Source organism: Enterobacter cloacae complex sp. 2015409 (genome assembly GCF_041365315.1).
Classification (GTDB): domain Bacteria; phylum Pseudomonadota; class Gammaproteobacteria; order Enterobacterales; family Enterobacteriaceae; genus Enterobacter; species Enterobacter pseudoroggenkampii.
Genome location: NZ_JBFTVM010000006.1, coordinates 41,340 through 61,014, shown reverse-complemented (window position 1 = coordinate 61,014; position 19,675 = coordinate 41,340). Strand labels below are relative to the sequence as shown.

Below are 19,675 nucleotides of genomic sequence, written 5' to 3'. Positions count from 1 at the left end.
GTTTATCGCACCAGTGTTAACGAATATTACGCCAGTCATAGGACTTCCCGGTCGTGTCCAGCACGGAAACGTTCTTATTGTAACCGGTAAGCCAGGACTGTACCGACTGGACAGGCTCCCCCTGGCGATGGATCCCAAGCCACAGCTCTGCCAGCGTATTAATATCATCAGCTGACCATACGGTATTGTAATCTCCGGTATATTGCTTACCAGAATCCACCTGATGTCCGTACCAGATAAACACCGGGATATGCAGCGCCTCTCGCGGAGGATTAACGTTACCGTGGGAGTAAGCGACTGCACGCTTCGGATCGCGAATGAGGCCATGATCGGAGAAATACATGACGGATGAGCGCGAGTTTTCCAGAAGGCTAAAGACCTTGCCCATCAACGTATCCGTATATCGCACAGAGTTGTCATAACAGTCATCGGCTTCATTATCACCGTGCAAAACCGCCTGGCTGGCAGGGAAGCGTCGACAGGAAGGTTCGTGACTTCCGTACAAATGCAGAACAATTAATTTCTTGCCCGGCGCTTTAAGCGCATTCTGCAACAGCGGCAAAAGGTCTTCGTCGTAGCCCCCGTCAATCCATTCATGCTGTTTCGTGTTCAGAGCAATGCCGGTAATGACGTTATTATGCGCCCCTCCTTTACCCTGACGACTAAACCAGTACGTATCATATCCCGCTTTATTAGCGATATTGATGACGTTATCGCCATACTTACGCGGATCGCGTGCATTCACAGTATCCGCGGTTAACGCCAGCGGTACCGCCATAATCGTGACCGGTGCAGGCGTAACGGCATTGCGGAACAGTAAGAGCTGCGATTTTTGCTTTTCCAGCTCTGGAGTAGTATCTCGTTGATAACCATAGATACTCATATTTGCCGTGCGCTCAGACTCACCAATGATCAGCACATAGTTTTCGATGCCGGAATCGGATAACGTGATTTTATAATCAGGAATGTTGTTGCCGATATTGGCAACCACGGCATTATCTTCGATGGCCTGCATAAAGACTTTTGATGTGCTAACAGGCGTCGCCTGAACCACGCGCTGTGCCAGGCTTTCGACGCTGCTTTTCCTGAGTTGATGCTGCAAGGCCTGACCATAAAAAGCCAGCAGCGTGACGGCAAGCGCAACGGCGGGCCAGCGACGAAAACGCGGCGCGACAGGCCATTTGCCGGTATTCGCGGTATAAATGAACAACGCGGACAGGGCGATAAAGATCAGGCAATCCCGCCAGTACAAACCGAGCATCGAACTTGCTTCACCCAGTGTCGTATTGAGTACGCTCAGCGCAAAACCATAACTAAACGCAGAATTGAAATTACTCCAGGCGTATAGCTGTAAAGTAATATCTGCTGCAACCGGAATTAATAAAATAATCGCCAGTACATTCCTGATTAATTTATTGTTTATACATTTTAATGTCAGCAATATCAGCGCGAAAACCAACGTACGGTTAATCACCGCATTATATTTAGCATGTATAATATTAACGCCAATGACTATTAGCAGTGAAATAACGACAGTAAAGAAAGCGGTAAATCGCGAAGGTGTCTCAACCAACTTCTGTGAAAACAGTGTGGACATAATGACCTGATTAGCCTGGCAATATCTTTCCTGACGAAATCATTTTGATTGCAAGAATGAACGTGCGGAGAAGACAGAATGGATGAAATTTCGCCAGAAGTTAACAAGTAACTTCTGGAAAGTCAAACCGCTAAGAAAGAGCGCTGGCACCCGTAAAAGCGATGCCAGCAGACAGGTTACTCCCAGCTCAGGATCACCTTCCCTGACTGGCCGGAACGCATCGCGTCAAAGCCCTGCTGGAACTCATCGATGGAGAAACGGTGAGTAATAATCGGGGACAGATCCAGACCGGACTGAATTAATGCCGCCATTTTGTACCAGGTCTCAAACATCTCGCGGCCATAGATACCCTTGATGAACAGCCCCTTGAAGATCACTTTATTCCAGTCGATAGACATATCTGACGGCGGAATGCCCAGCATCGCGATACGGCCGCCGTGGTTCATGGTGTCGAGCATGGTGCGGAACGCCGGCGGTGCACCGGACATCTCCAGGCCCACGTCAAAGCCTTCGGTCATGCCCAGCTCTTCCATCACGTCGGTCAGGCTCTCTTTCGAGACATCCACCGCGCGGGTGACCCCCATTTTGCGCGCCAGAGACAGACGGTATTCGTTCACGTCGGTGATCACAACGTTGCGCGCACCCACGTGCTTCGCCACGGCTGCCGCCATAATGCCGATTGGGCCCGCGCCGGAGACCAGCACGTCTTCACCGACCAGGTCGAAGGAGAGCGCGGTGTGTACCGCGTTGCCGAACGGATCGAAGATGGAGGCCAGATCGTCAGAAATATTGTCCGGGATTTTGAAGGCGTTAAAGGCCGGGATCACCAGGTATTCCGCGAAGCAGCCCGGACGGTTCACGCCCACGCCGATGGTATTACGGCACAGGTGCGTACGTCCGCCGCGGCAGTTACGGCAGTGACCACAGGTAATATGGCCTTCACCGGAGACGCGGTCGCCAATTTTAAAACCTTTTACTTCCTGGCCGATGCCCACCACTTCGCCGACATATTCGTGACCGACAACCATCGGTACCGGAATGGTTTTCTGCGACCACTGGTCCCAGTTGTAGATGTGAACGTCAGTACCGCAGATAGCCGTTTTACGAATTTTGATCAGCAGATCGTTATGACCGACTTCCGGTTCCGGCACGTCGGTCATCCAAATCCCTTCTTCCGCTTTCAGTTTGGATAACGCTTTCATCACACGTCCTCAGGCAATGACGCCCAGCTGTTTACCGATGCGGGTAAAGGCTTCCACCGCACGTTCAATTTGTTCAGGCGTATGCGCCGCAGACATCTGGGTGCGGATACGCGCCTGACCTTTTGGCACCACCGGGAAGAAGAACCCGGTGACGTAAATACCTTCTTTCTGCAGTTCGCGGGCAAATTGCTGCGCGACGACCGCATCGCCCAGCATCACCGGAATGATCGCGTGGTCAGCACCGGCCAGGGTGAAACCTGCAGCGCTCATTTTTTCACGGAACAGACGGGCGTTGGACCACAGGCGGTCGCGCAGCTCAGCGCCGGACTCCACCATCTCCAGCACTTTGATGGAGGCAGAAACAATCGCCGGCGCCAGGGAGTTGGAGAACAGGTACGGACGGGAGCGCTGGCGCAGCCATTCCACCACCTCTTTGCGCGCGGCGGTATAGCCGCCGGACGCGCCGCCGAGCGCTTTACCCAGCGTACCGGTGATAATGTCCACGCGTCCCATCACGTCGCAGTATTCGTGGGAACCGCGGCCGTTTTCGCCGACAAAGCCGACCGCGTGAGAGTCATCGACCATCACCAGCGCGTCGTATTTGTCTGCCAGGTCGCACACGCCCTTCAGGTTAGCGATCACACCGTCCATGGAGAACACGCCGTCGGTGGCGATCAGCACGTGGCGGGCACCCGCTTCACGAGCCTCTTTCAGGCGTGCTTCCAGCTCAACCATGTCGTTGTTGGCGTAGCGGAAACGCTTCGCTTTACACAGGCGTACGCCGTCGATGATGGAGGCGTGGTTCAGGGCGTCGGAGATAATCGCATCTTCTGCGCCGAGCAGGGTCTCAAACAGACCGCCGTTGGCGTCGAAGCAGGAGGAGTACAGAATCGCGTCTTCCATTCCGAGGAAGCTCGCCAGCTTTTGCTCAAGCTGCTTGTGGCTGTCCTGGGTACCGCAGATAAAGCGTACGGAGGCCATGCCGAAACCGTGGGTGTCCATGCCGTTTTTTGCAGCGGCAATCAGCTCAGGATGATTCGCAAGACCTAAGTAGTTGTTCGCACAAAAGTTAATCACATGGCTGCCGTCGGCAACGGTGATGTCCGCCTGCTGGGCAGACGTGATAATACGCTCTTCCTTGAACAACCCTTCCGCACGTGCGGTGTCGAGGTCGCTGTTTAACTGTTTGTAAAAATCACCACGCATTGCAATTCTCCAGACTCGGCAAATTTCGGGACATATTACCCAAACCTATAGTTCATGACGAGATGACACGTCATCTCTTATCGTTTTTGCAGCATAAATCACGCGTACCCCTGCGCTGTGAAGGTGAATGGCTGAAGGGCAGCCATACTAATGATATGATAGAGACATTAGCGTCCGGGATTGTCCCCGGGCTCCACACTTCAAAGGTTACAGTTATGATCATCGTTACCGGCGGCGCAGGCTTTATCGGCAGTAATATTGTTAAGGCTCTCAATGACAAAGGCATCACCGACATCCTGGTGGTTGACAACCTGAAAGATGGCACTAAGTTCGTCAACCTGGTGGATCTGAACATCGCTGACTACATGGATAAAGAAGACTTCCTTATCCAGATTATGGCAGGCGAAGAGTTCGGTGAGATCGAAGCCATCTTCCACGAAGGTGCGTGTTCTTCCACCACCGAGTGGGATGGTAAGTACATGATGGACAACAACTATCAGTACTCTAAAGAGATCCTGCACTACTGCCTGGAGCGTGAGATTCCGTTCCTGTACGCCTCCTCCGCGGCAACCTACGGCGGCCGCACCTCGGACTTCATCGAATCCCGCGAATATGAGCAGCCGCTGAACGTCTACGGTTATTCTAAATTCCTGTTCGACGAGTACGTACGTCAGGTTCTGCCGGAAGCGAACTCGCAGATCGTTGGTTTCCGTTACTTCAACGTCTACGGACCGCGTGAAGGCCACAAAGGCAGCATGGCAAGCGTGGCGTTCCACCTGAACACCCAACTGAATAACGGTGAAAGTCCAAAACTGTTCGAAGGCAGCGACGGCTTTAAGCGCGACTTCGTTTACGTGGGCGACGTGGCGGCCGTAAACCTGTGGTTCTGGGAAAACGGCGTGTCCGGCATCTTCAACCTCGGTACTGGCCGTGCGGAATCCTTCCAGGCAGTGGCTGACGCCACGCTGGCGTATCACAAAAAAGGCAGCATCGAGTACATTCCGTTCCCGGAAAAACTGAAAGGCCGTTATCAGGCGTTCACGCAGGCCGATCTGACCAACCTGCGCGCCGCAGGCTACGACAAGCCGTTCAAGACCGTTGCCGAAGGCGTAACGGAATATATGGCCTGGCTGAACCGCGACGCGTAAGTATGAGAATTCTGGTGATCGGCCCGTCATGGGTGGGCGACATGATGATGTCGCAAAGTCTCTATCGCACGCTCAAGGCGCGTTATCCCCAGGCGATAATCGACGTGATGGCACCCGCATGGTGCCGTCCGCTGTTATCGCGTATGCCGGAAGTGAATGAAGCCATCCCGATGCCACTCGGTCACGGAGCGCTGGAAATCGGCGAACGCCGCAAGCTCGGTCATAGCCTGCGCGAGAAGCGCTACGATCGCGCGTATGTCCTGCCAAACTCCTTTAAATCCGCCCTGGTACCCTTCTTTGCGGGCATCCCACATCGCACCGGCTGGCGCGGTGAAATGCGCTACGGTCTGCTGAACGATGCGCGGGTGCTGGATAAAGAAGCCTGGCCGCTGATGGTGGAGCGCTATGTGGCGCTGGCCTATGACAAAGGCGTGATGCGCAGCGCGAAAGATCTGCCGCAGCCGCTGCTCTGGCCACAGCTTCAGGTTAACGACGGTGAAAAATCCCAGACCTGTAACGCGTTTGGTCTTTCGTCTGAACGCCCGATGATTGGCTTCTGCCCAGGCGCCGAGTTCGGCCCGGCAAAACGCTGGCCGCACTATCACTATGCGGAGCTGGCGAAACAGCTGATTGACGAAGGCTACCAGATTGTCCTGTTCGGTTCGGCAAAAGATCACGAGGCTGGCAACGAAATTCTCGCCACGCTGAGCAACGAGCAGCAGGCCTGGTGCCGCAATCTGGCAGGAGAAACGCAGCTTGAACAGGCTGTTATCCTGATTGCCGCCTGTAAAGCGGTGGTCACTAACGACTCTGGCCTGATGCACGTCGCCGCTGCGCTCAACCGCCCACTGGTGGCGCTGTATGGCCCAAGTAGCCCGGACTTCACGCCCCCGCTTTCTCATAAAGCGCGCGTCATCCGCCTGATCACCGGCTACCACAAAGTGCGCAAAGGCGATGCCGCAGAAGGCTACCATCAGAGCCTGATCGACATTACGCCAGCGCGCGTTCTCGAAGAGCTTAACGAGCTGCTGTTGAGCGAAGAAGGATAACGAATGCGGGTACTGATCGTTAAAACTTCTTCGATGGGCGATGTTCTGCATACGCTGCCGTCACTGACGGACGCCATGCGGGCCATTCCCGGTATTCGTTTTGACTGGGTGGTGGAGGAAGGCTTCGCGCAGATCCCCACCTGGCATGAAGCGGTTGACCGCGTGATCCCGGTGGCGATTCGCCGCTGGCGCAAAGCGTGGTTCTCCGCGCCGATTAAAGCCGAACGCAAAGCCTTCCGTGAGGCGGTGCAGGCACAGCGTTACGACGCCATCATCGACGCCCAGGGGCTGGTGAAAAGCGCCGCGCTGGTAACGCGTCTGGCACACGGCGTAAAGCACGGGATGGACTGGCACAGCGCCCGCGAACCGCTGGCGAGCCTATTTTATAACCGTCGTCATCACATCGCAAAGCAACAGCATGCGGTGGAACGTACCCGCGAGCTGTTTGCCAAAAGCCTGGGGTATGCGAAACCGGAAACCCAGGGCGACTATGCAATTTCCCGGCATTTCCTGCACGCCTCATCGCAGAAAAGCGACCCTTATTTGATTTTCCTTCACGCGACAACCCGCGATGACAAGCACTGGCCGGAAGCGTACTGGCGCGAACTGATCGGCCTGCTGGCAAGCGCGGGGCTGCGTATTAAACTCCCGTGGGGCGCACCGCACGAAGAGGCACGGGCCAAACGTCTGGCAGAAGGGTTTGATTACGTGGACGTTCTGCCACGCATGAAACTTGACGGCGTCGCTCAGGCGCTGGCAGGCGCTACGGCTGTGGTCTCCGTGGATACGGGCCTCAGCCACCTGACGGCGGCGCTGGACCGTCCTAACATCACGCTTTACGGCCCAACGGACCCGGGCCTGATCGGCGGCTATGGAAAAAATCAGTATATCTGCCGCCCGGAACACTCATCGCAGTTGAGCGATCTCAGCGCCGCTGCGGTATTTGCGCAATTAGAGCCTTTGCTGGCAGCAGAGAGAGCCTATGTCTGATTTTTTCTCAGCGGAGCGCCCGCCAAAGCGCGTGCTGATTATTAAGCTGCGTCACCACGGTGACGTTCTGCTTACCTCGCCGGTTTTTACCGTGCTGAAAAAGAACTGGCCGAACGTGGAGGTCGACGCGCTGGTCTATGACGACACGCAGGCGATGCTGACCAGCCACCCGCATATCGACCAGGTCCATACTATTGGGCGCAACTGGCGCAAAAAGGGGTGGTTTGAACAATTCCGCCTCTACCGCGCGCTGCTCAATACCCTGAAAGACCGTCAGTACGACGTGCTCATTAACCTGACCGAACACTGGCACGGCGCGCGTCTGGCGCGTCGCCTGAAACCGCGCGTCTCCGTCGGCTTTAAGCCGGATAAACGCGGGGGCCTGGCACGTCGTCGCTGGGTGAAGTCGTTCACCACGCTCTACCCGGCGATTCAGGACAACAGCCGCCATATGGTGGAAGTCAATCTGGATGCCCTGCGCCGAATCGGTATTCATCCCCAGTCCGACGAAGACAAGCATACGCTTTTTGTGCCTGGTGACGCGGCAGAAGCCTCTGTGGCCGAAAAACTGGCCGGGTTTGGGCTCAAGAGTAAATCCTATATCCTGGTTCACCCGACCTCGCGCTGGATGTTTAAGGCCTGGGATATCAAAAAGCTGGCAGCGACCATTGATAACCTGGCGGCGCGCGGCTTGCCAATTATCCTTTCCGCCGCACCGTCAAAAGAAGAGAAGGCCTACATGGACGAGCTGCGCGCTGCGCTCACCCAGCCGGTCTTTGATTTGAGCGGTCAGTTGAACCTGAAAGAACTGGGCGCGCTCATGAAGCACGCGCGGGTCTATTTCGGTGTGGACTCCATGCCGATGCACCTTGCAAGCGCCGTCGGTACCCCGACCGTCGCCATCTTTGGCCCTACCGGCGCCATCAAGTGGGCACCGTGGGGGGTGAACTATCGCGTAATCGTTGCCGGGTTTACCTGCCAGCCGTGCGGTAAAGCGGGCTGCGGAGACAGCGGTGTCTCAGACTGCATCACAGCCATCACCCCACAGCAGGTGCTGAGCGCCATCGACACGATGCTCCTGGAAAATCCTGCATGAAGCTGGCGATAGTCCGACAAACCTACAACCCCAACGGTGGTGCAGAGCGTTTCGTCTCGCGCGCGCTTAACGTGCTGTCGCAGGACACGTCCCTGGACGTGACGCTGATTGCCCGCCAGTGGGAAGACGCCACCGGCTGGAAAACGCTGACGGTCAATCCGCCGTTCCGTAACCGTATCGCCCGTGAATCCGGCTTTGCCACCGAAGCCGCTTCGCATTTTGCGCAGTTTGATATTGTGCAAAGTCACGAGCGCATACCGGGAGCGACCATTTTCCGGGCCGGGGACGGGGTTCACGCCGCCTGGCTTGAGCAATATGGCCGCATCCTCTCGCCACTGGCGCGCTGGGCGCAATCTCTGAGCCGCTATCACCGCTACATTCTGCAGGCTGAGACGCAGATGTTTACCCATCCGCAGCTGCGCAAGGTGATCTGTAATTCGAAGATGGTGCGCGATGATATTGCCCGTCGCTTCGGGCTGTCGGAAGACAAGCTGACGGTGATCTACAACGGCGTAGACACCGTTCAGTTTAGCCCTGAGGTCCGCGCCCTTTCGCAGCGTGATGCACTGGGCATTCCCCGTAACGCACCGGTACTGGCGTATGTTGGGTCAGGTTTCAGTCGTAAAGGTGTTGCCACCGCGCTACGCGCCATTGTGCCGCATTCTGACGTCTGGCTGCTAATTGCCGGACGCGATAAACATGCGCGGAAGTTTGAAAAACTGGCACAGGCTCTGGGGGTTTCCTCACGCGTGAAGTTCCTGGGACCCGTTGCCAACGTGCGCGAAGTCTATGGGACGGCTGATGCTCTGATCCTGCCGACGCTTTACGATCCCTTCCCGAACGTCTGCGTGGAAGCGCTGGCCTGCGGTCTGCCGCTGCTTACCAGCCACGGCTGCGGTGCGGCGGAGTGGATAAACGAGGGTAAAAACGGCTGGGTGCGTGATGCGCTGGACAGCGAAGGCTACCAGCAGGCCATATCTCAATGGCTGAAAGGCCGTGAACAGGGTGTCGATTACTCCGCTGCTGCGCGTGCAACTGCAGAGCCCTTCACCCTGGACAGAATGGCGAAAGAGCTGCAGGCACTTTATCGCGATCTGCTGCGCTGAGCCGCATCGGAGAAGACCTTCTCCATCGCGTCCAGCATACATTCGCGGGTAAAATGTGTACTCAGATAGTCATACCCCTGTTGCGCGAGCGTCTCGCGAAGGGCTGAGTCGTCAAAGAGTTTCATTATGGCATCGTGCAGTGCGTTTTCGTCGCGCTGCGCGATTAAAATGCCCGTCTGCCCGTTAATCACCGCATCTCCCGTTCCACCGGCGTCCGTCGCAATAGTTGCAATACGGGTGGCTAATGATTGCAGTACGCCCTGTGGAACACCTTCCATATCGTGCGAAGGACTCAGGGCAATATCAAAGGCCGGAAACCAGCGTTCCGGATCGGGTTGATGTCCCGCCATGACCACGCGCTGCTGTAATCCCAGCGCGGCGATTTCCTGTTCCAGCGTCGCCTTGTGCGGGCCTTCGCCGACAATCGCCAGCTTGATGTGTGGATTGTCAATTTTCGCCAGGGCGCGCAACAGTACGCTATGGCCTTTGTTCGGACGCAAATGCGACACCACGCCCAGCCAGAAATCGTCTCCGGACAGGCCACAATGCGCGCGGGCTTCGTGCTTATCTCTCGGGTGAAAACGCTGCGTATCGACACCGCTTGGCACCGAGGTACTCTGGGACATCGGCACGCCAATATTTGCCACCTGATGACGCAACGCCTCCCCCGTGGTCACGATATGTGCACAGGCCGTGCGGAACAGCCAGCGTGTCGTCCAGTTGTTGCGCGGTACGCCTGACGCATGACGGGTGCGGACCAGCGGCACAGGGTTGGCGAGCGTCAGATTCGCCAGCGCCACCAGCCATGTATCGGCAGAGTTGTGACTGTTGATAACGTCAATCGACTGACGGTTATCCTTCAGCCAGCGACGCAGCAACCGCAGATTTTTAAGGTTCTTGCGCTTCAACGGCATCGTGACAACCGTCAATCCGGCATTGCGCGCCAGCGCATGCAGCGGCGCGGTTTCCGGACAAAGGAGAGTAACCTGATGGCCACGCTGAATCATCCCAAGCGATTCGTTGATAATGCGCAGAGGCTGTCCGCCTTTGCCACCGTCTGCTTCAGTGTGAACAATATGCATACATTTCCTGTTAAGAATCTCGTCCGCGTGACGCTAATTTGCCGCCTGGCAGGATCTTTGTCCCTCCAGGCATATGTTTTTAGTATCCACCAGATATAATACAGCACGAATGGTATCACCATATTGGGTGGCCTGCCCTGAACACAACGGAGAAAGCATGTCCGACACACCTTTATTGAGCCTTGTAGTCGCCGTCTATAACGGTGAAAAATTCCTCAGCGCATTTTTCGACAGTATCAAAGCTCAACATCTGGACAGTCTGGAACTGGTCGTTGTGAACGACGGGTCAAGCGACAACTCCTCGGCCATCATTGCGCAGTACGCCGGAGAATTCCCGTTCTACAAGGTCATTGACCAGGCGAACCAGGGCGTCTCGGCGGCCCGTAATACGGGTCTGGCGCAAGCGACAGGCGAGTACGTCGCGTTCCCGGATATCGACGATGTCATTTATCCGGGCATGTATCCGCGACTGCTTGAAATGGCCAAAAATAACAATCTCGATGTGGCTACCTGCAACGGCACGTATATCTACGATGACGGCAGGCCGTCGAAGAAAATCTTCCCGTCCGACAAACTGCAATCTACAGACGTGCTGGATGGCCCAACGTGGCTACAGCGCGCGCTGGCGTCGCGTAAATTCCTGCACGTTACCTGGCTGAATATTTATCGCCACGCATTTATTAAAGAGCAGGGTTTCACCTTTGAGCATGGTCTGCGTCATCAGGATATCCCGTGGACCACTGAAGTGCTGCTTACTGCAAAACGCGTGCAGTACACTGACGAAACGTTCTACGACTACCTGATTCATTCCGCCTCCGTCTCGCACACGCCAGGAACGGATGACACGCGTATGCGTAACGCCCGTCACTACATGAAAATCCTGGAAATGCTGGATGTTATCAACCAGCGCTACCCGGAGGCCGTGCGCCGGGTGCCGGCCTGCAGGTGGCAAATTGCAAAAGAGGGGCTGGGCATTCTGCACGCTATTAACAACATCGGCGATCTCAGCAAAAAACGCGAAATCATCCGTGAACTGTTCGACCGCGGTATCTGGGCACTCATCTGGAAAAATGCCCGTGGACTGCGCCAGCACTGGCGGCTGGGTCGCCGTTATTTCCGTTTGAAACGGTATCTGGCATAAGAGATAGCTTTACCTGGCTTAAATGCTTAGAATTTGCCCGCCGAAACTAAAAAAACGGATAATCGCTTGGAATTGTTGTATACCGCTCTGCTCTACATCATTCAGCCACTGGTGTGGCTGAGGCTGTTGCTTCGTAGCCGTAAAGCGCCTGCGTATCGTAAACGCTGGGCTGAACGCTATGGCTTCTGCCGCAATAAAGTCGCTCCGGACGGTATTTTGCTGCATTCCGTTTCTGTCGGTGAAACACTGGCGGCAATCCCGCTGGTTCGCGCCCTGCGTCACCGCTACCCGTCGCTGCCAATTACCGTCACGACGATGACGCCAACCGGCTCGGAGCGCGCGTTATCCGCTTTTGGCAAAGACGTCCATCACGTCTATCTCCCTTACGATCTGCCCTGCGCCATGAATCGTTTCCTCAACACCGTGCGCCCGAAGCTGGTGATTGTGATGGAAACCGAACTGTGGCCGAACATGATTTCCGCCCTGCATGCCCGTAAAATTCCGCTGGTGATTGCCAACGCGCGCCTGTCAGAGCGCTCGGCGAAAGGCTACGGCAAGCTGGGTAAATTTATGCGCCGCCTGCTGAGCAAGATCACGCTGATCGCCGCGCAGAATGAAGAAGATGCGGCACGCTTTGTCTCTCTGGGCCTCAAACGCAACCAGCTCGCGGTGACGGGCAGCCTGAAGTTCGATATTTCTGTTACCCCTGAGCTCGCTGCCCGTGCGATCACGCTGCGTCGCCAGTGGGCCCCGCGTCGTCAGGTCTGGATTGCGACCAGTACCCATGACGGTGAAGAAGAGATCATCCTGCAGGCTCACCGCAAGCTGCTGGAAAGCTTCCCTGATTTACTGCTGATCCTCGTGCCCCGCCATCCGGAGCGTTTCAAAGATGCCCGTGAAATGGTGCAGAAAGGCGGTTTCAGCTTCACGTTGCGCAGCAGCGGTGAGATCCCGTCTGGCAGCACCCAGGTGGTGATTGGCGATACGATGGGCGAGCTGATGCTGCTGTACGGCATTGCTGACCTCGCGTTTGTCGGCGGCAGCCTGGTCGAGCGTGGCGGACATAACCCGCTGGAGCCAGCAGCCCACGCCATTCCGGTGCTGATGGGGCCGCACACGTTTAACTTTAAAGATATCTGCGCGAAATTACAGCAGGCCGATGGTTTAATTACCGTGACCGATGCAGATTCAGTAGTCAAAGAGGTATCGACCCTTCTGACTGACGAAGATTATCGCCTGTGGTACGGGCGCCATGCGGTCGAAGTGCTGCACCAGAACCAGGGCGCCCTGACCCGTCTGCTGCAGCTTCTGCAACCTTACCTGCCCCAGCGGAGCCATTAATGTCAACGCGTCTGTCGGTCGTGATGATCGCCAAAAACGCCGCCGACCTGCTTCCGGACTGCCTGGCCTCCGTTGCCTGGGCTGACGAGATAGTCATTCTTGACTCCGGAAGTACGGACAACACGGTGGACGTTGCCCGGGCAGCGGGTGCAAAAGTCTTTGTCGACGCTGACTGGCAAGGCTATGGCATCCAGCGCCAGCGCGCGCAGGGGTATGCCACCGGTGAGTATGTCCTGATGCTCGATACTGACGAGCGCATTACGCCAGAACTTCAGCAGGCCATTCAGGCGGTACTTTCCTCGCCCCAGCCTGGCGCCGTATACAGCATTGCCCGCCGCAACTACTTCCTTGGCCGTTTTATGCGCCACAGCGGCTGGTATCCTGACCGCGTGACGCGCCTCTACGAGCGCGAGCGCTATCAGTACAACGACAATCTCGTCCATGAATCACTGGCCTGCGACAACGCCCGGATAATCCCCCTGACGGGCGATTTGCTGCACCTGACCTGCCGCGATTTCGCCAGCTTCCAGCGTAAACAGCTCAACTATGCCACCGCATGGGCGCAGGAGCATCACCAGCGCGGCAAGAAGGCCTCGCTGACGGGTATCTTTACCCACACGCTGGGCGCGTTCCTGAAAACGCTGCTGCTGCGCGGCGGCGTACTGGACGGTAAGCAGGGCTGGTTACTCGCGGTAGTGAATGCCCAGTATACTTTCAACAAATACACCGAGCTGTGGGCGCTCTGCCGCGGCTACTCAGAGAAAACGTGAGCCATGAGCACAAAAGCGATTTATCCGGGTACCTTCGATCCGATCACCAACGGTCATCTTGATATCATCACCCGTGCGGCATGCATGTTCGACAAGGTGATCCTGGCCATAGCCGCCAGCCCCAGCAAAAAGCCGATGTTTGACCTCAACGAGCGCGTGCAGCTTGCCACCGATGCCATTTCGCACCTGCCGAACGTTGAGGTGGTCGGGTTTAGCGACCTGATGGCAAACTTCGCCCGCGCCCAGCAGGCGAATATTCTGATCCGTGGTTTACGCGCGGTGGCAGACTTCGAGTATGAGATGCAGCTGGCGCACATGAACCGCCACCTGATGCCGGAGCTGGAGAGCGTGTTCCTGATGCCCTCTAAAGAGTGGTCGTTTATCTCGTCCACGCTAGTGAAAGAGGTGGCGCGTCATCACGGGGACGTTACCCATTTCCTGCCGGTTAACGTCCACCAGGCGTTGATGGAAAAGCTAAAGTAACCCTATTTCTGGCACTGACGGCAGTAGAACGTGGCGCGCTGGGCGTGCTTCGTGGCAATAACTGGCGTGCCGCAGACTCTGCACGGTTCGCCCTTACGGCCATACACCTGAAGCTCCTGGGCAAAATAGCCCGGCTTGCCGTCACTCTGCAGGAAGTCCTTCAACGTTGTCCCGCCCTGCTCAATTGAGCGAAGTAATACGGCTTTAATTACCCGGACCAGCAGCTCACAATCCTCCGCCGACAGCGAAGAGGCCAGCCGATCTGGATGGATCCCGGCCGCAAACAGCGATTCGCTGGCATAAATATTCCCAACGCCGACCACCAGCTTGTTATCCATTAGCCAGGGCTTAATCGGGCTTTTCTTCTTCGCGCACTTCGCCTTGAGATATTCCGCGTTAAACGCGTCTGAAAGCGGCTCCGGGCCCAGATGCGCCAGCACGTTATGTCCTTCCAGCTCCTTCGTCCACAGCCACGCGCCAAAGCGCCGTGGGTCGGTGTAACGGAGCACTTTGCCGTTGCTCATCACCAGATCGACGTGGTCGTGCTTTTCAGCAGGCAGTTCTTCGGTAAGGATGCGCAGGCTCCCGGACATCCCCAGGTGGATAATAATCCAGCCGTCGGGCAGCTCCAGCAGCAGATATTTCGCGCGACGCTGCACGCTAAGGACGGGTTGATCGCTCAGGGCATGGATCTCATCGGACACCGGCCAGCGCAGACGTCCATTGCGGACCACCGCGTGAAGAATCTTCGCGCCGACCAGATGGGGCTCAATGCCGCGACGGCTGGTTTCTACCTCAGGTAATTCAGGCATGGTTCCTCCGTTGAGATACAGAATGCAAAAAACCCCGCAGTTGCGGGGTTTTTCGATACAAGGAGACTAAAATTATTTGATTTTAGCTTCTTTGTACAGTACGTGCTGGCGTACAACTGGATCGAACTTTTTCAGTTCCAGTTTTTCCGGCTTAGTACGTTTGTTCTTCGTGGTGGTGTAGAAGTGACCTGTACCAGCAGAAGAAACCAGCTTGATTTTCTCGCGAATACCTTTAGCCATGATTTATTTCCTCTTTAAGTACTTAGTACTTTTCGCCACGGGCACGCAGTTCGGACAGAACTGTATCGATGCCTTTCTTATCGATTACACGCATACCTTTAGCAGATACGCGCAGGGTGACAAAACGCTTCTCGCTCTCAACCCAGAAACGGTGAGAGTGCAGGTTCGGCAGGAAACGGCGTTTAGTCGCGTTCAGTGCGTGGGAACGGTTGTTACCGGTCACCGGACGCTTGCCAGTAACTTGGCAGACTCGGGACATGTCTATTCTCCAAAAATCAAATTAGCTCGAGCTTCGTATGGGGTATCGGCGCCTCGTCAGGCTTTACAGCCCGGTCATCGCATAGTTCTAAGTGAACTCTCGATTGCCAGGCCCAAATGCCAAACCCGAGATTCTCAAAGGTGGCGTAGTATACGCTGACTCGGCGGTGTGCTCAAGTCCCGAACAGACAAAGATCCCGATGGATCGCGAGAAATAGCCTAAATCCAGCCATGTTCTGCGAAAGAAATGTACTCACCGCGGCCAATTATCAGATGGTCCAGCACACGAATGTCCATGAATTGACAGCATTTGATAATGCGTTCGGTGATTTCTTTGTCCGCTCTGCTCGGTTCTGCACAGCCAGAGGGGTGATTATGCGCGAGGATCACGCCCGCTGCATTCACTTTTATCGCTTCCCGCACAATTTCACGCGGATGCACCTCAACGTGGCTCAACGTGCCCGCAAAGAGACAGCTATGTTTCAGCACCCGATTTCTGTTATCAACAAAGATCACCATAAAGATCTCGCGTTCAATATCGGTTAACTGGCTTTGCAGGAATTCGCGCGTCATCGCGGGCGTCAGGATCGGATCGTCCTTCTCCATGCGGACATTGTAAAAACGACGGGCAAGTTCGGCAATGGCCCGCAGCTGGGCATATTTCGCCACGCCGATCCCCTCAACGTGCGTAAACTGCGCCAGATCGGCGGTCAGTAAACCGTACAGCGAACCGAAACGTGCTATTAGCTCTTTTGCCAGCGTAAATACCGTTTTTCCGGGCGTTCCGGTACGTAAAAAGAGCGCCAGCAGTTCGTCATCTTTTAACAAGGTGACGTCGTAGCGCAGCAGTTTTTCACGCGGCAGCAGCTGCTCATCCTCTTCTTCCATGCTCTTTCTCCCTTTTTTAGCCGCATGCTGCCACACGCCAATCCGGCGCTCGACGGCCACGTTGCGTTCTTGCGTAGCGCCTCGCAAAGTGGTCGAAGGACAAAATCACCCCGCTTTGGGGATTGTGATAAAATGCCTGCTCTCTGGTGAAACCCAACAGGAAAGAATCATGATGAGCCTGGCCGGTAAAAAAATCGTTCTTGGCGTGAGCGGCGGCATTGCTGCCTACAAAGCGCCAGAGCTGGTGCGTCGTCTGCGCGAGCGCGGGGCAGATGTGCGGGTCGCGATAACCGAAGGCGGTAAAGCCTTTATCACTCCCCTGAGCCTGCAGGCCGTTTCAGGATACCCGGTATCTGACAGCCTGCTCGATCCGGCCGCCGAAGCCGCGATGGGCCATATTGAGCTGGGTAAATGGGCTGACCTGGTTATCCTTGCCCCCGCCACGGCTGATTTAATCGCCCGGGTGGCGGCCGGTATGGCAAACGATCTGGTCTCTACCATTTGTCTGGCCACGCCTGCCCCTGTTGCCGTCGTTCCTGCCATGAACCAGCAGATGTACCGTAACGCGGCCACCCAGCACAATCTGGAGACGCTGGCCTCACGCGGCCTGCTTATCTGGGGTCCGGACAGCGGCAGCCAGGCCTGCGGCGATGTTGGCCCGGGTCGCATGCTTGACCCGCTGACGATTGTTGATATGGCCGCAGCCCATTTTTCGCCTGTCAACGATCTGCAACATCTCAACATCATGATTACCGCGGGCCCCACGCGCGAGCCGCTGGATCCGGTGCGCTACATCACCAACCACAGCTCCGGTAAAATGGGCTTTGCGATTGCCGCCGCCGCTGCGAAGCGTGGCGCGAACGTCACGCTGGTGAGCGGCCCGGTCTCGCTGCCTACCCCTGCGTTTGTGAAGCGAATTGACGTTACTACCGCGCTGGAGATGGAAGCCGCCGTACAGGCTCATGCGCAAAGCCAGCAGATTTTTATCGGCTGTGCGGCCGTCGCAGACTATCGTGCCGAGACGATCGCCGAGGCTAAAATTAAAAAGCAAGGCGATGAATTAACACTAAAAATGGTAAAAAACCCGGACATTGTTGCCGGTGTCGCCGCACTAAAAAACCACCGTCCATACGTTGTTGGGTTTGCCGCAGAAACGAATAATGTGGAAGAATATGCCCGGCAAAAACGTACCCGCAAAAACCTCGATTTGATTTGCGCGAACGACGTATCGCTGGCCACACAAGGATTTAACAGCGACAGCAACGCACTGCACCTTTTCTGGCAGGATGGAGATAAAGTCTTACCGCTTGAGCGCAAGGAACTCCTGGGCCAACAATTACTCGACGAGATCGTTACCCGTTATGATGAAAAAAATCGACGTTAAGATTCTGGACCCGCGTGTTGGCGAGCAATTCCCGCTGCCAACCTATGCCACCTCCGGCTCTGCCGGTCTTGACCTGCGCGCCTGTCTCGATGACGCCGTAGAACTGGCTCCGGGTGCCACTACCCTGGTTCCAACTGGCCTGGCCATTCACATTGCTGACCCGTCGCTGGCGGCGGTGATCCTGCCGCGTTCTGGCCTGGGCCATAAGCACGGCGTTGTGCTGGGGAACCTGGTCGGCCTGATCGACTCCGACTACCAGGGTCAGCTGATGGTCTCCGTCTGGAACCGTGGTCAGGACAGCTTCACCATTGAACCGGGTGAGCGTATCGCACAGATGGTCTTTGTACCGGTGGTACAGGCAGAATTTAACCTGGTGGCAGACTTTGACGCCACCGACCGCGGCGAAGGCGGCTTCGGCCATTCCGGGCGCAAATAACGGCCCGACAGACACGTATCTCACAGCGTCATAATGCAATAACAAACCGCAAACGCCCGTTTGCGGTCGCTGTGTGGATGCCAGCCTGGCAAGTGCTTATTTTCAGGGGTATTTTGTAACATGGCAGAAAAACAAACCGCGAAAAGGAATCGTCGCGAAGAAATACTTCAATCTCTGGCTCTGATGCTTGAATCCAGCGATGGCAGTCAACGCATCACCACCGCTAAACTGGCCGCCTCTGTGGGCGTGTCTGAGGCGGCGCTGTACCGTCATTTTCCGAGCAAGACCCGGATGTTCGACAGCCTGATCGAGTTTATTGAAGACAGCCTGATCACGCGCATCAACCTGATTCTGAAAGACGAAAAAGACACCACCGCGCGTCTGCGTCTGATTGTGCTGTTAATACTGGGCTTCGGTGAACGCAATCCGGGCTTAACTCGTATCCTCACCGGCCATGCGTTGATGTTTGAGCAGGACAGACTGCAGGGCCGCATTAACCAGCTTTTCGAACGCATTGAAGCTCAGCTGCGCCAGGTACTGCGCGAAAAGAAAATGCGTGAAGGCGAAGGATACAGCATTGATGAAACGCTGCTGGCGAGCCAGATTCTGGCGTTTTGTGAAGGGATGCTCTCTCGCTTTGTGCGCAGCGAGTTCAAATACTGTCCAACGGACGATTTTGACGCCCGCTGGCCGTTAGTGGCTGCTCAGTTGCAGTAACACCGTTGCCGGGTGGCGGCTTCGCCTTATCGGGCCTACGAAATGCGCAGGTCCGGTAAGCGTAGCGCCACCGGGCAATTTAACTACACCCCGAACGCTTCCCGGTACGCACGTACCGCCGCCAGATGGTCCGCCATCTCAGGCTTCTCTTCCAGATACGCAATCAGGTCTTTCAGAGTGATAATCGACGTCACTTTGCAGCTGTAATCGCGCTCGACTTCCTGAATAGCGGAAATTTCCCCGCGACCACGTTCCTGACGATCCAGAGAAATCAGCACGCCAGCAAGCGTCGCACCGTTGGCCTGAATGATCTCCATTGATTCGCGGATCGCCGTACCCGCGGTGATCACGTCGTCCACCAGCATCACGCGGCCCTGCAGCGGGCTGCCAACCAGATTCCCGCCTTCACCGTGGGTTTTAGCCTCTTTGCGGTTAAAGCAGTACGGCACGTCACGGTCATGGTGTTCCGCCAGCGCCACCGCGGTGGTGGTCGCAATCGGAATGCCTTTATAGGCCGGGCCAAACAGCAGGTCAAAATCAATCCCGGAATCCACCAGCGCTTCGGCATAGAAACGGCCTAACAATGCCAGATCGCGCCCGGTATTAAACAGCCCGGCGTTGAAGAAATAGGGACTCTTACGCCCGGATTTCAGCGTAAATTCGCCAAACTTGAGTACCTGCTTGTTGAGCGCAAACTCAATAAACTGGCGCTGATACGATTTCATGGAT

21 protein-coding genes are annotated in these 19,675 nt (G+C 55.9%); 12 read left to right on the top strand and 9 right to left on the bottom strand.

Annotated features, from left to right (window positions below; all coding sequences use genetic code 11):
* Positions 1-16: 16 nt before the first annotated feature.
* From ACDO57_RS20510 to kbl, 3 genes are all read right to left on the bottom strand, one after another.
* Entirely contained in the window at positions 17-1,597 is a 1,581-nt protein-coding gene (locus ACDO57_RS20510; RefSeq protein WP_370884522.1) for a sulfatase-like hydrolase/transferase, read from the bottom strand.
* Between the two features lie 176 nt (positions 1,598-1,773).
* A complete protein-coding gene (gene tdh / locus ACDO57_RS20505) occupies positions 1,774-2,799 on the bottom strand; it encodes an L-threonine 3-dehydrogenase (protein ID WP_024906616.1) in 1,026 nt (341 codons plus the stop codon).
* A gap of 9 nt (positions 2,800-2,808) precedes the next feature.
* Positions 2,809-4,005, bottom strand: coding sequence for a glycine C-acetyltransferase (gene kbl, locus ACDO57_RS20500; RefSeq protein ID WP_032661893.1), 1,197 nt, complete (start codon positions 4,003-4,005; stop codon positions 2,809-2,811).
* 215 nt (positions 4,006-4,220) lie between these two features.
* On the opposite strand from kbl, the gene rfaD reads away from it, so the two are divergent.
* The 5 genes from rfaD to ACDO57_RS20475 are packed head-to-tail and all read left to right on the top strand — an operon-like array spanning position 4,221 to position 9,394.
* Positions 4,221-5,153, top strand: coding sequence for an ADP-glyceromanno-heptose 6-epimerase (gene rfaD, locus ACDO57_RS20495; protein ID WP_024906618.1), 933 nt, complete (start codon positions 4,221-4,223; stop codon positions 5,151-5,153).
* Between the two features lie 2 nt (positions 5,154-5,155).
* On the top strand, positions 5,156-6,202 hold the full coding sequence (rfaF, locus tag ACDO57_RS20490) for an ADP-heptose--LPS heptosyltransferase RfaF (RefSeq protein ID WP_032650733.1): 1,047 nt from the start codon (positions 5,156-5,158) through the stop codon (positions 6,200-6,202).
* Between the two features lie 3 nt (positions 6,203-6,205).
* Entirely contained in the window at positions 6,206-7,192 is a 987-nt protein-coding gene (gene rfaC / locus ACDO57_RS20485) for a lipopolysaccharide heptosyltransferase RfaC (RefSeq protein ID WP_024906620.1), read from the top strand.
* A complete protein-coding gene (gene rfaQ, locus ACDO57_RS20480) occupies positions 7,185-8,288 on the top strand; it encodes a putative lipopolysaccharide heptosyltransferase III (RefSeq protein WP_148770330.1) in 1,104 nt (367 codons plus the stop codon). The genes rfaC and rfaQ overlap by 8 nt, the downstream gene beginning before the upstream one ends.
* On the top strand, positions 8,285-9,394 hold the full coding sequence (locus ACDO57_RS20475) for a glycosyltransferase family 4 protein (RefSeq protein ID WP_090420366.1): 1,110 nt from the start codon (positions 8,285-8,287) through the stop codon (positions 9,392-9,394). The genes rfaQ and ACDO57_RS20475 overlap by 4 nt, the downstream gene beginning before the upstream one ends.
* Here the strand turns inward: ACDO57_RS20475 and ACDO57_RS20470 are convergent.
* Positions 9,373-10,476: a glycosyltransferase family 4 protein gene (locus ACDO57_RS20470; RefSeq protein WP_370884521.1), complete on the bottom strand. Its 1,104-nt coding sequence runs from the start codon at positions 10,474-10,476 to the stop codon at positions 9,373-9,375. The genes ACDO57_RS20475 and ACDO57_RS20470 overlap by 22 nt on opposite strands.
* A 157-nt stretch (positions 10,477-10,633) precedes the next feature.
* Between ACDO57_RS20470 and ACDO57_RS20465 the strand changes: the two genes are divergently transcribed.
* From ACDO57_RS20465 to coaD, 4 genes are all read left to right on the top strand, one after another.
* Positions 10,634-11,617 carry a glycosyltransferase gene (locus ACDO57_RS20465; protein ID WP_024906624.1) on the top strand — a complete coding sequence of 328 codons (984 nt, stop codon included), beginning with the start codon at positions 10,634-10,636 and terminating at the stop codon, positions 11,615-11,617.
* Between the two features lie 66 nt (positions 11,618-11,683).
* Positions 11,684-12,958: a lipid IV(A) 3-deoxy-D-manno-octulosonic acid transferase gene (waaA, locus tag ACDO57_RS20460; RefSeq protein ID WP_024906625.1), complete on the top strand. Its 1,275-nt coding sequence runs from the start codon at positions 11,684-11,686 to the stop codon at positions 12,956-12,958.
* On the top strand, positions 12,958-13,728 hold the full coding sequence (locus ACDO57_RS20455) for a glycosyltransferase family 2 protein (RefSeq protein WP_370884520.1): 771 nt from the start codon (positions 12,958-12,960) through the stop codon (positions 13,726-13,728). Before waaA ends, ACDO57_RS20455 begins: the two co-directional genes overlap by 1 nt.
* 3 nt (positions 13,729-13,731) lie before the next feature.
* Positions 13,732-14,211 (top strand): pantetheine-phosphate adenylyltransferase, encoded by a 480-nt coding sequence (gene coaD / locus ACDO57_RS20450; RefSeq protein WP_024906627.1) that lies wholly within the window; start codon positions 13,732-13,734, stop codon positions 14,209-14,211.
* A gap of 2 nt (positions 14,212-14,213) precedes the next feature.
* Here the strand turns inward: coaD and mutM are convergent, their stop codons facing one another.
* The 4 genes from mutM to radC form a co-directional block, all read right to left on the bottom strand.
* A complete protein-coding gene (gene mutM, locus ACDO57_RS20445; protein ID WP_370884519.1) occupies positions 14,214-15,023 on the bottom strand; it encodes a bifunctional DNA-formamidopyrimidine glycosylase/DNA-(apurinic or apyrimidinic site) lyase in 810 nt (269 codons plus the stop codon).
* 72 nt (positions 15,024-15,095) lie between these two features.
* A complete protein-coding gene (gene rpmG / locus ACDO57_RS20440; protein WP_003024094.1) occupies positions 15,096-15,263 on the bottom strand; it encodes a 50S ribosomal protein L33 in 168 nt (55 codons plus the stop codon).
* Between the two features lie 22 nt (positions 15,264-15,285).
* Entirely contained in the window at positions 15,286-15,522 is a 237-nt protein-coding gene (rpmB, locus tag ACDO57_RS20435) for a 50S ribosomal protein L28 (RefSeq protein ID WP_002436699.1), read from the bottom strand.
* A 218-nt stretch (positions 15,523-15,740) separates the two neighbouring features.
* A complete protein-coding gene (radC, locus tag ACDO57_RS20430) occupies positions 15,741-16,409 on the bottom strand; it encodes a DNA repair protein RadC (protein WP_024906628.1) in 669 nt (222 codons plus the stop codon).
* Positions 16,410-16,581: 172 nt separating this feature from the next.
* Between radC and coaBC the strand changes: the two genes are divergently transcribed.
* The 3 genes from coaBC (at position 16,582) to slmA (ending at position 18,946) form a co-directional block, all read left to right on the top strand.
* Positions 16,582-17,793: a bifunctional phosphopantothenoylcysteine decarboxylase/phosphopantothenate--cysteine ligase CoaBC gene (gene coaBC, locus ACDO57_RS20425; RefSeq protein WP_370884546.1), complete on the top strand. Its 1,212-nt coding sequence runs from the start codon at positions 16,582-16,584 to the stop codon at positions 17,791-17,793.
* On the top strand, positions 17,771-18,229 hold the full coding sequence (gene dut, locus ACDO57_RS20420; protein ID WP_008502691.1) for a dUTP diphosphatase: 459 nt from the start codon (positions 17,771-17,773) through the stop codon (positions 18,227-18,229). The genes coaBC and dut overlap by 23 nt, the downstream gene beginning before the upstream one ends.
* Before the next feature lie 120 nt (positions 18,230-18,349).
* Positions 18,350-18,946, top strand: a complete 597-nt coding sequence (gene slmA, locus ACDO57_RS20415; RefSeq protein WP_024906630.1) for a nucleoid occlusion factor SlmA — start codon at positions 18,350-18,352, stop codon at positions 18,944-18,946.
* An 83-nt stretch (positions 18,947-19,029) separates the two neighbouring features.
* On the opposite strand, the gene pyrE is transcribed toward slmA, so the two are convergent.
* On the bottom strand, positions 19,030-19,671 hold the full coding sequence (pyrE, locus tag ACDO57_RS20410) for an orotate phosphoribosyltransferase (RefSeq protein ID WP_024906631.1): 642 nt from the start codon (positions 19,669-19,671) through the stop codon (positions 19,030-19,032).
* Between the last annotated feature and the right edge of the window lie 4 nt (positions 19,672-19,675).